Annotated in this window: 12 protein-coding genes; 9 read left to right on the top strand and 3 right to left on the bottom strand. The window is 64.5% G+C overall.

Translation table 11 applies throughout. The features are described 5' to 3' along the window. Positions 1–291: 291 nt before the first annotated feature. The 4 genes from U5768_RS26770 to U5768_RS26755 all read left to right on the top strand — a co-directional run bounded on the left by U5768_RS26770 (position 292) and on the right by U5768_RS26755 (position 4170). On the top strand, positions 292–1506 hold the full coding sequence (locus tag U5768_RS26770; protein ID WP_322033383.1) for a DUF2863 family protein: 1215 nt from the start codon (positions 292–294) through the stop codon (positions 1504–1506). Between the two features lie 172 nt (positions 1507–1678). Continuing rightward, a complete protein-coding gene (locus tag U5768_RS26765) occupies positions 1679–2614 on the top strand; it encodes a response regulator transcription factor (protein WP_322033394.1) in 936 nt (311 codons plus the stop codon). Between the two features lie 10 nt (positions 2615–2624). Further along, positions 2625–3299: an energy-coupling factor ABC transporter permease gene (locus U5768_RS26760; RefSeq protein ID WP_322033382.1), complete on the top strand. Its 675-nt coding sequence runs from the start codon at positions 2625–2627 to the stop codon at positions 3297–3299. Positions 3300–3486: 187 nt separating this feature from the next. Beyond that, positions 3487–4170 (top strand): BspC domain-containing protein, encoded by a 684-nt coding sequence (locus U5768_RS26755; protein WP_322033381.1) that lies wholly within the window; start codon positions 3487–3489, stop codon positions 4168–4170. A gap of 84 nt (positions 4171–4254) precedes the next feature. On the opposite strand, the gene U5768_RS26750 is transcribed toward U5768_RS26755, so the two are convergent. Next, complete coding sequence (locus U5768_RS26750; protein WP_322033380.1) at positions 4255–5418, bottom strand: M14-type cytosolic carboxypeptidase; 1164 nt, start codon at positions 5416–5418, stop codon at positions 4255–4257. A 29-nt stretch (positions 5419–5447) separates the two neighbouring features. Beyond that, positions 5448–6242 (bottom strand): peroxide stress protein YaaA, encoded by a 795-nt coding sequence (gene yaaA, locus U5768_RS26745; RefSeq protein ID WP_322033379.1) that lies wholly within the window; start codon positions 6240–6242, stop codon positions 5448–5450. 64 nt (positions 6243–6306) lie between these two features. Here yaaA and U5768_RS26740 point away from each other — a divergent pair, with 64 nt between their 5' ends. Both U5768_RS26740 and U5768_RS26735 read left to right on the top strand, forming a co-directional pair. Beyond that, on the top strand, positions 6307–6822 hold the full coding sequence (locus U5768_RS26740) for a putative toxin-antitoxin system toxin component, PIN family (protein WP_322033378.1): 516 nt from the start codon (positions 6307–6309) through the stop codon (positions 6820–6822). Positions 6823–6925: 103 nt separating this feature from the next. Further along, positions 6926–8116, top strand: a complete 1191-nt coding sequence (locus tag U5768_RS26735; RefSeq protein WP_322033377.1) for a pyridoxal phosphate-dependent aminotransferase — start codon at positions 6926–6928, stop codon at positions 8114–8116. An 81-nt stretch (positions 8117–8197) separates the two neighbouring features. Here the strand turns inward: U5768_RS26735 and U5768_RS26730 are convergent, their stop codons facing one another. After that, a complete protein-coding gene (locus U5768_RS26730) occupies positions 8198–8839 on the bottom strand; it encodes a glutathione S-transferase (protein WP_322033376.1) in 642 nt (213 codons plus the stop codon). A 108-nt stretch (positions 8840–8947) separates the two neighbouring features. Here U5768_RS26730 and U5768_RS26725 point away from each other — a divergent pair, with 108 nt between their 5' ends. The 3 genes from U5768_RS26725 to U5768_RS26715 are packed head-to-tail and all read left to right on the top strand — an operon-like array spanning position 8948 to position 10607. Further along, positions 8948–9082 (top strand): hypothetical protein, encoded by a 135-nt coding sequence (locus U5768_RS26725; protein WP_322033375.1) that lies wholly within the window; start codon positions 8948–8950, stop codon positions 9080–9082. Continuing rightward, on the top strand, positions 9079–9867 hold the full coding sequence (locus U5768_RS26720) for an oxepin-CoA hydrolase, alternative type (protein WP_322033374.1): 789 nt from the start codon (positions 9079–9081) through the stop codon (positions 9865–9867). The genes U5768_RS26725 and U5768_RS26720 overlap by 4 nt, the downstream gene beginning before the upstream one ends. 20 nt (positions 9868–9887) lie before the next feature. Beyond that, positions 9888–10607 carry a histidine phosphatase family protein gene (locus tag U5768_RS26715; RefSeq protein ID WP_322033373.1) on the top strand — a complete coding sequence of 240 codons (720 nt, stop codon included), beginning with the start codon at positions 9888–9890 and terminating at the stop codon, positions 10605–10607. Positions 10608–10625: the final 18 nt, after the last annotated feature.

Raw genomic sequence — 10625 nt, 5'->3', positions numbered from 1 at the left:
AGCTTCCCGTCTCCCCGCGCCTTCATCGAAAGCGCGAAAGACCGGAATTCTAGTCACCCAGCCGGCATCTTGCAAGCGGTTTTTGACAAGCTAGCCAAGCCGGGCTGTACGCGGTTCCGTGCTCCATATAGCAGTTGTCATAGTGCCTCTGACCGATGCCTTGCCGCCGCGCGCCAACGACAACCGCGCCCCCCTTCAGCGGCCCATCCAACGCGCCAGTGCTGTCCAATCCGATGGCGCGCACGGAACCGACTAGAATATGGGGTTCTCTGCACCCCAACTCACAGATTTATGCGCTCGCGAATCGCCAAACGCCTTCCTCCTGACGCCGACAAACTCGTCGGCCTCTCGCTCGCCCTGTTCGCTTCGGGCAGCCGCACCGAAGACCGCTTCTGGGAGGCCAAGCTCGACACGCTGCTAGCGAAGGTCGTGCGCAACGGCAATCAGACTACGCTCGACGCCGCGCTCGATCATCTGCAGCAGAATCACCCGGACGCCTACGGCGCGCTCGCCGACATGGCCGAGACGCACAGCGAATCGTTCCTCGTCGAGCACGAAGGGGAGCAATACGAAGCGCTGCTCGTCGCCGCGCCAGTGCTTGCCTGGACGCGCTATGTCATCCCTTCGGGCCCACTGAAGGCCGAAGGGGCCGACGCGCTGCGCACACACCTCCAGGCCCACGTGCTCGCAAATGGCACGCGTGTCGCAATGGCCCCCTATCTCTATAGCATCGACCAGTTACCGCGCCACCATGTCGAAACCTGGCGCCTCGCGCAACAACTGACGCAAGCCGCGCTGAGCGGCGCTCCGGCGAAGATCAGCTCGGGCGAATTGCCGGAAACATCGCCGATCCTCGCCGATCCGCGTTTCCTGCTTGCCGTTGTTGCAGCCCCCGTCGGCGCCCCGCTCTTCCGCTGGCAGGAAGAGGAGCACGGCTCGCGCATTGAGCGCGGTCAATGTCTCGAGCAATGGGCCACCCAGGGCGGCGCCAATCTTGCCGTCGTCATGCCGGGCTGCGAATTCGAGTGCCTCCTGCCGGACGCCTACTACTCCGCCTGCCGCGACGCCGACGAGCGCGTGCGCCCGCACACGATCCGCACCGCGGTGCGCTATCTGCTCGACACGATCGGCGCAGGCGCGCCGGACTTGCGCGCGGTCGTCGCGGGCTTCGGCGAGCGCCGTATCGACGAATACCGCATCGGCTTCACGAAGCGCGGCAGCAATGACGTGCTGTACGGCGTGGTCTGGCCGCTCTATGGCCGCGAGAACGGCGATGCCGACATCGACGAGGAACCGACCGAAGAAAATGTCAGCAGCGGTCCGCTCGAAGAGATTGTTGCGTTGCTGAAGGAATCGGGTATCACCGATATCCGTCGTCACGCCGGCCGCTTCGAGCCGGAATATTGCGATGACTGCGGCGTACCGCTCTATGCGGACCCACTCGGCGAGATCGTCCACGCCGAGATGCCGGAAGATGCTGAGCCTGTACAGCCACACTTCCACTAAGACAACTCCAGAATTCCTACCCGGTCCCGCCTGTGTGCGGGACTTTTTTTTGCCCTATGTCTTATGCCTTTTGGACAGGCCGCCAGCGCCCAACCTTTTTGTCATCATGGTGTTGTTCACCGCCGCTTAGAAGCGGTGCGCATTGCACAACATTTTGAGAGGAGGGCATTCCATGCGGTTCGTTGTACTCAATCCGGACGCTGAAAGACGCGAAGGCCTCAAGGCGCTGTTAAGACAAATCGACCGACGCGCTCGCTTCAACGACGCGCCGGACTGGCGCAGCGCGGAGCGCGCCATGCAACGCTTCACCCCCAACCTGATCGTGATCGACTGGCACGACGGCATTCGTGCCGGCGAGCTGCGTCACTTTGTCATGAGGCACCGCACCTTGCCCGTCGCCATCCTGGTGGACAGCGCCGAAACGCCCGCGACCGTGCGGGCGCTCATCGACGAAGGCGCCCGCGGCATCATCCGGCGCACAACGGACTCGATCCTGATCGTGAAGTTTCTGGAACTCATCATGCTCGGCGGCGATCACCTGCCTGCCGACGTGCTCGGTCCGTGCACGCCCTGGCCCATGCCGCCCCGGCGCAACGCCAAGGCCGCTGCGCAGGCCCGCAAGGTACGTCCGAAGGTCCACCTGTCGCCACGACAGGAGCAGATTCTGCGCTGCGTCCATATGGGCAACACGAACAAGATGATCGCGAGAGCGCTCGGCATCAGCGAGGGCACGGTGAAAGTCCATCTGACAAGCATCTTTCAGCAACTCGGCGCGCCCAATCGCGCGGCGGCCGTCGCGATCTACAACGGATTGCTGGCGAACCAGTTGCAGGTGCTGCGCGCCCAGTACGAGCGGCCCGCCAGGCCGAAGCACGGCGAGCACGGCCCGGTGCCATTGCGCGCACGAGAGAGTCTGCCGTTCCGCTATCCGTTGCTGTCAGGCGACAGTGCGCAGCCGCTGCCCCTCGCCGCTGAGCCGCAGACGCCATTTGGCGACCCTGCCGCGGCGCAGCAGGTGCGCCCCCTCGAGGTGGACGAAACCAGCGAGAGCGCAGACGAGGACGCCCTCCTGCTCGCTCGCGCACACGTCTTGCCCTCCAACGAGTAATATGAAGCACATGGGGTTCCTATTTACGCCGCTTCCGCTCTGGGTTGCTATCGGTGCCTGGGTAGTCACCGTAGGGCTGCTCGCGCTCGCGTTGTGGAAGAACCCCTTCAAGCGTCTTCAGGACGCGACGCTCCAGCACGTGTGGCTCGCGATCGTCGTCGCGATCTCCGTGCTGTGGGCGAGCAACGCATGGCTCGAAGACGGCACCGTGCTGCACCTGCTCGGCGCCACGCTCGTCGTCACGCTGTTCGACTGGGGCCTCGCGCTCGTCGCGATGGGCGTCGTCGTGGGCCTTGCCGCGCTCGTCTTCGACGCCCCCTGGGAAGGCATCGCCCTCACCTTCCTGATATTCGGCGCGTTCCCTGTCGCGGTTTCGACGCTGCTGCAGCGGGCCTGTACGGCATGGCTGCCGCGCAACCTCTTCATGTTCATCGTCGGCCAGGGTTTCGTCTCGCCGGCCATCGCCGTTTCTGCGGCGGCCTATCTCGCGCTCGGCACGCACGTCGCGATCAACGGTGGCTCCGCCATCACGGTGCCCGCAGGCTATGCATTCAGCGTATTTCTGCTCGCTTCGGGCGAAGCCTGGTTCACGGGCATGGCAACCGCATTGATCGCCGTCTACCGGCCAACATGGGTCACGACCTACGACGTGCGCCGTTATCGCCTGGGCGGACCGCGAACCTGAGCGCTCGCCAGCAACGTAACAACGGGCGCGGCAACACGTCGCGATCGACCGGCGACGGATACCTGACAGCGCTTGCGCCGCCTCTTCCATTCAGACATAAGAAAATAATTGTTTCCGGATTGAACTCAACCCGGCTGTGCCGCATCTTACGGTGCCTGACGTCTCACCCCTCTTCCCAAGCAAGCAGATGGACTGCAACCATGCATCCCGCCGGCTGTTGTTGGTAGCCGGTCAACTGGCGGCGTGCGCCGCGAGCCTCATGCTCATCGCCGCGCCGACCGCGCAGGCCGATCAACTCGATCAACACAACGATCTCGTCAATCAGTTCGTCACGCAGATGCACGCCGACCCGCTCGTTGCGGACTGCGCGGCGCACGGCGATTTCGTGGCCAGCACATCGACGGCGCTCGATCATGTCGAATTCCCGCCTAGTTCGTTCGACAGTGCGCACGCAAGCGTCACGCCGTGGAACGACTCGTTCGACGAAGGCAAGCAGCGCGTGAAGGTCGATACGATCGTGACCGTCGACGGCATCGGCATTCCCAAAGACAGCGGCAACGCGCCCTACGATCTGAAGTTTCGCTGCGGCTATGTCTCGCAGCAAATGCTCGCGTTTAGCTGGAACGATCCGCTGCCGCCGGCGCGCGCGCGTAGCGAGCGCAGCACAGCGTCGCCGGCAGCCGCACACGGAACGAGCAGGCATTCGACCGGAAAGGCCACCGGCAAGGGCTCGAAGAAGGCGCCCGCGGGCAAGTCGCACCACAAGTCGTCGAGCAGCACGAAGTCGACCAGCGCGAAGTCGAGCAGCAAATCGACGGCAACGAAATCCACGGCAAAGAAAACGACTTCAAAGAAGAAGACGGCTCACTGAAGTCGTCGGCGTTCCCGATACAAAAAGGGGGAAGCGGCCTGGCCGCTTCCCCCTTTCTCCATGTGCGCGGGATTCTAGCTCGCGTTACGCGAACGTCTCCACGTGATGCAGGATAGCCTGCAGCATCGCGGCACCGAGCGCGGCGCTACGCTCGCCGTTCCAGCCTACGCGCTCGTCGGGCAGATTGGCGTTGTCCTTGAACGGCATTTCGAGCGTGAGCGACAGGCAGCCATGGCGATGACCGATGTACTTCGACGCGAGCTTGAGCGCATCTTCGCGGTAGCGGCTCGCCTCGTAGCCGTGCTGATCCTGGAAGTCGGGGCTCGCCACCTTGAACGCCTCGATGAACGCCTTCTGTTCCGTGCGTTGCTGATCGGTAAAGCCCGGCAGCATTTCCGAACCCGCCACGAATACATAAGGCAGCGTTTCGTCGCCGTGGATGTCGAAGAAGAGATCGACGCCCGTCTGTTCGATCGCATCGCGCACGACGAGCACTTCGGGACTGCGCTGCGCGTCCGGCTCCATCCACTCGCGGTTCAGGTTCGCGCCCGCCGCGTTGGTGCGCAGATTGCCGTGAACGCTGCCGTCCGGATTCATGTTCGGCACGATATGGAACACGGCGCGGTCGTACAGCTTGCGCGCGACCGGATCGCCCGCCCAGTCGCCCCAGCCCGCGAGCCGCTTGACCAGACCTTCCACGAACCACTCGGCCATGCTCTCGCCCGGATGCTGGCGCGCGATGATCCACACGGTCTTTTTGGGCTTGCCGTCGGGCCCGGTATCGCCCGGCATGCCGAGCGAGAGCAGCGACATGGGCCGGCCTTCCACGCTCTGGCCGAGTTCCGTGAGCGCGGCATGCGGCAGTTGCTGAAGCGCGCCGAGGAACTCCGAGTGACGCTCTTCGCTATACGGCTCGAAGTACGCGTAGTAAATGCTGTCGAAGTCGGGCGTGTGGTCGATGACGAGTTGCTTGCCGTCATAGGAAGTCGGCACGCGGAACCAGTTCACGCGGTCATAGCTCGCGGCGGCCTGATAGTCGCGCCAGCCCTCGGGAAACGCGCAGGCCGACGCATTTTCGAACGTCATCACGCAACGCTCGCCGCGCACGCCGGACACGCGGAAGTAGAACCATTGCGCGAACTCTGACTGGTTGTCCGCGCGCACGCGCAGACGGATATCGTCGGCGCGCTCGCTCGACAGAACCTCGATCGCGCCCGCATCGAACTGGCTGGAGATGGCAATCGTCATAGTCTTTTCCTTCCTGCTTGTTTGTTCACTTACTCGGCGATGCGCCGGCGAAATACGTAGGTCGAGTCGTTCGATGCGTCCGCATCGAACGCGTAGCCTTCCACGTCGAACGCCTTGAGCGCTTCGGGCTCGGCCACGCGATTCTCGACGGCGTAACGCGCCATCAACCCGCGCGCGCGCTTCGCATGAAAGCTGATGATCTTGTAGCGGCCGCCCTTCCAGTCTTCGAAGACGGGCGTGATGACAGGCGCGGCGAGCTTCTTCGGCTTCACGGCCTTGAAGTACTCGTTCGACGCGCAGTTCACCAGCACGCGCGCGCCCTTCGCCGCTTTCGCGTGGTTGTGTTCGATCTGCGCATTGATCGCGTGCGTGATGCGCTCGCCCCAGAATGCGTAGAGATCCTTGCCGCGCGCGTTTTCGAAGCGCGTGCCCATTTCGAGGCGATAAGGCTGCAGCAGGTCGAGCGGACGCAGCACGCCATAGAGCCCCGAGAGCACACGCACGTGCTGCTGCGCGTAGTCGAGATCCGCCGACGAAAGCGACTTCGCGTCGAAGCCTTCGTACACGTCGCCGTTGAACGCGAGCACGGCCTGCTTCGCGTTGGCCTGGCTGAACTGCTTCGACCAGTCGGCGTAGCGCTGGAAATTCAGGCGCGCGAGCGGATCGGAAATGCTCATGAGCGAGCCGATCTGTTGCGGCGAAAGGCGGCGCAGGCCCGCGATCAGCTCGGCTGCGTCGTCGACGAAATCGGGGATGGTGTGGGTTTCGATGTGCGCCGGCGTGTCATAGTCGAGCGATTTGGCCGGCGACAGAACGATTATCATAGAGGCTTGCAGGCACGATGTGCCGATGTTCAAAGGCGAAAGCCCGATTGTAGCGAATTCACGAATGACCGGCCTCACGCTCCCCCCCGCAACGCCCCTCTCGCCTGCCGCTGCTGCGGCGCTCCCCGTGGTTCTCGACTCGAACGTCTGGCTCGATATTCTCGTGTTCGACGACCCGCACACACGCCCCATTCGCGAGGCGCTCGAGCGCGGCGCGATCCGGGCGCTGATCGACGAACGCTGCCGGGCCGAACTGGCTTACGTGCTCGACTATCCGCAGTTCGCCGGCCGGGGCGTCGAGAAAGCAGACGCACTCGCCACGCTGTCAGGGCTCGTTGCTCTGCTCGAATTGCCGGAGCTTCCCGCCGACGCGCGCCCGCTGCCCCAATGCCGCGACCGCGACGACCAGAAGTTTCTGGAACTCGCGCGCGCAAGCGGCGCGCAGTGGCTCGTCTCGAAAGACCGCGCCGTGCTCAAGCTCGCGAGGCGCGTGGCGCGCGACTTCGGCTTTCGCATCGCGACGCCCGACGCGTTCGTCGCCGAATGCGCGCAAAACGCGGCTCAGGCGGCGCGGGCCTGATACGCGGGCATCGCGGCGCTCTCGCCAGGCCGGGCCACCGCATCCGCGCCGATTTGCCTACAATCAACCTTTCCTGTCCCAACGTCTGACTTCCGCCCGCGACATGAACGCACCGCATCTCACGCAGAATTCGCAGGACTCCCTGCTCACGCCCTCTTTTCCGTCGCGCCTGCCGAATGTGGGCACGACGATCTTCACCGTGATGAGCGCGCTCGCCGCCGAAAAGGGCGCGGTCAATCTGGGCCAGGGCTTTCCCGACTTCGACTGCGACGCACGCATTGTCGACGCCGTCGCGCAAGCCATGCGCGAGGGCCACAACCAGTACCCGCCGATGGCCGGCGTCGCCGCGCTGCGCGAAGCGATCGCGGACAAGATCGAGCACGTATATGGCCGCCGCTACGACGCCGCCAGCGAGATCACGGTGACGGCGGGCGCCACGCAGGCGCTGCTTACGGCGATTCTCGCGACCGTGCATGCGGGCGACGAAGTAATCGTGGTCGAGCCGACCTACGACAGCTATCTGCCGTCGATCGAACTGGCGGGCGGCAAGCCCGTGTTCGTGACGCTCGAAGCGCCCGACTACGCCATTCCGTTCGACCGCCTCGCCGCGGCGATCACGCCGAAAACGCGCCTTATCCTCATCAATACGCCGCACAACCCCACAGGCACGGTGTGGCGCGCCGAGGACATGCAAAAGCTCGAGGAAATCGTGCGCGGCACCAACGTGATGATCCTCTCCGACGAGGTGTACGAGCACATGGTCTACGACGGCCAGCCGCACGAGAGCGTCGCGCGCTATCCGGAACTGGCCGCGCGCAGCTTCATCGTGTCGAGCTTCGGCAAGACCTATCACGTGACGGGCTGGAAAGTGGGCTATGTGGCCGCGCCAGCGCCGCTCACGGCCGAGTTCCGCAAGGTGCATCAGTTCAATGTGTTCACCGTGAATACGCCGATGCAGTTCGGCCTCGCGCAATACCTGCGCGATCCGAAGCCGTATCTGGAATTGCCCGCGTTTTATCAGAAGAAGCGCGACTTCTTCCGCGCCGGCCTAGCCAACACGCGCTTCAAGCTGCTGCCGTGCGAAGGCACCTACTTCCAGTGCGTGGACTACTCGGCGATCAGCGATCTACCCGAGGCCGAATTCTCGAAGTGGCTCACGAGCGAGATCGGCGTGGCGGCCATTCCGGTGTCGGCGTTCTATCACGAAGCGCACGAATCGGGCGTCGTGCGCTTTTGCTTCGCCAAGCAGGAAAGCACGCTCGCGAGCGCGCTCGAACGGCTCGCGCGGCTCTGATGGGCTTCGCGCGCGATGAATCCGCGAACGGCAGTGCGTTCCCGATCATCGCGCGCAACAACTCGCGCAGCGGCGCGACGCTTACGAGTTCGCCTCGATATACGCCTTGCGGTCGGCGTTGACGCGCTGCGCCGCGGGCCGCTCGCCGATCAGCTTGAGATACGACTTCCAGTCGATGCCCACGTCGGCGAGAAAATCGCTGCCGTAGACGGCCTGCGTCGCGCGGCCCACGAGCGGCAGACTCACGAACGCCGCCGCGTCGGCCACGCCGAATCGATCGCCCGCCACGTACGGCGCGAATTTCGCGATCCGCGCGAAGGCCGCCACATAGCGGCGCAACCGCTTCTCCATGGTCGCCTTGACCTCTTCGGTCGCCTTGCCGCCGAAGAACGCTTCGCCGTAAAGCTCGCGCGCGTTCAACTCCAGATGCGTTTCGATGAAGACGATGAGTTCGCGCTCCTTCGCCGCCTGCCACGGATCCGCCGCGAAAATGGGCTTTTCGGGAAAGCGCGCCGCCAGATACTCGGCGATCACTTCCGACTCGCACAAAAATCCCTGTTCCGTTTCGATAAAGGGCACCTTGCCGCCCGGCGACTGAGCGAGCAGCGCCTCGTCGAGCGGCAGTTTGTTCGCCACCTCCTCGAACTCGATACCGTGTTCGAGCAGCAGAAGCTTGACCTTGTTGTAGTAGTTCGAAAGCGCGAAACCGTGCAGCTTGATCATCCTCATTGCCTCCTTGTGAGGGGCAGTTCCGTTAGCGAAACCGCCGAACCGTTTTCAGAAAATTGTACGACCGTGCTATTCTAGGCCAATCATGGAGCCAGGCTTCCAATGACTTCACATCATTTCAACATTGAGACAATCGGCGTAGCCGACACCTTCGCGAAACTCGCGGCAAAAGGCAAGCTCGACGAGCCCTGCGCTCACGCAGCAGACATCAACGCATCGAACGAGGCATCGCAATGAGCGCCGAACTCCGCAGCACCCGCCCCCACGGACACGAATCGACACTCGTTCTCACGCTGTCGAACCCCGGCGCACGCAACGCATTGCATCCCGACATGTACGCCGCAGCCATCGAAGCCTTCGACGCCGCCGAGCGCGACCCGTCGCTGCGCGCGATCGTCCTCACGGGCGCGGACAACTTTTTCTGCGCGGGCGGCAACCTGAACCGGCTGCTCGAAAACCGCGCGAAGGACCCGTCGGTGCAGGCCGCCAGCATCGACATGCTCGCCGCGTGGGTCACGGCGATGCGCCAGTCGAGCAAGCCGATCATCGCGGCCGTGGAAGGCGCCGCGGCAGGCGCGGGCTTCTCGCTCGCGCTCGCGGCCGACCTGCTCGTCGCCGCCGACGATGCGAAGTTCGTCATGGCCTATTCGCGCGTGGGCCTGACGCCCGACGGCGGCGGCTCGTGGTTCCTCGCGCGCTCGCTGCCGCGCTCGCTCGCGTTCGAACTGATGGTGGAAGGCAAGCCGGTCGGCGCGGCGCGTCTCGCGGAACTGGGCGTCGTGAACCGCCTCGCGAAGCCGCAATCTGCGCTCGACACGGCGCTCGCCTGGGCCGACGAACTCGCGAAAATCTCGCCGAATTCGGTGGCACGCATCAAGGGGCTGACGAACGTCGCCGACACCCAGCCGCTCGAAGCGCAACTCGCCGCGGAGCGCGACAGTTTCGTCGCATCGCTTCATCACGGCGACGGGCTCGAAGGCATCACCGCGTTCCTCGAAAAACGCGCTCCCGTCTACAAGTAACTCCACCGAGCGCCATGCCCATGAGCGAATACCCACTGCCCGCGCGCCGCCGCCTCTACGTGATGCGGCACGGCGACGTCACCTACTTCGACGGCACGGGCCGCGCGATCGACCCGGACACCGTGCCGCTCAACGAGAACGGCTGCGCCCAGGCAACCGCCGCGGGCGAAGCGTTCGCCTTGCAGGATGTGCGTTTCGATCGCGTGATCGTGAGCGGGCTGCGCCGCACGATCGAAACCGCCCAGCGCGTTCTTGCGGCAACCGGGCAGGAAATCGAACTCGAAGTGCAGCCCGCGTGGGAAGAGATTCGCGGCGGCAGGCTTGCCGCGATTCCGCCCGCCGAAGTCGAAGACGCCTTCCTGCGCGTGTTCGACGGCATCGTGCCGGAAGACACGCGCTTTCTCGGCGGAGAGACCATCGGCGAATTGCTCGACCGCGTGCTGCCGCCGCTGGATGCACTGCGCGCCGATCCCTCGTGGGACACGGCGCTCCTCGTGCTGCACGGCGGCGTGAACCGCGCGATTCTCTCGCACGCGATCACGGCGGGCGGCCGTGCATTCTTCGGCCACCTCGCGCAGGCAACGGGCTGCATCAACGCGCTAGATGTCGGCGCCGCGCCGCGCGACTGGGTCGTGCGCATGCTCAACTACGCGCCGCCCTCGCCGCTTCACCGAGACACACGCAACACGACGATGGAAATGCTTTACGCGCAATATCTGCGCTACAGACCGCACGGCTGACGCGCGGCGACCCACAGG

The sequence above is a fragment of the Paraburkholderia sp. J76 genome (assembly GCF_905220295.1).
Taxonomy (GTDB): domain Bacteria; phylum Pseudomonadota; class Gammaproteobacteria; order Burkholderiales; family Burkholderiaceae; genus Paraburkholderia.
The sequence above is the reverse complement of the archived record's forward strand: the minus strand, read 5'-3'. Positions and strand labels throughout refer to the sequence as shown.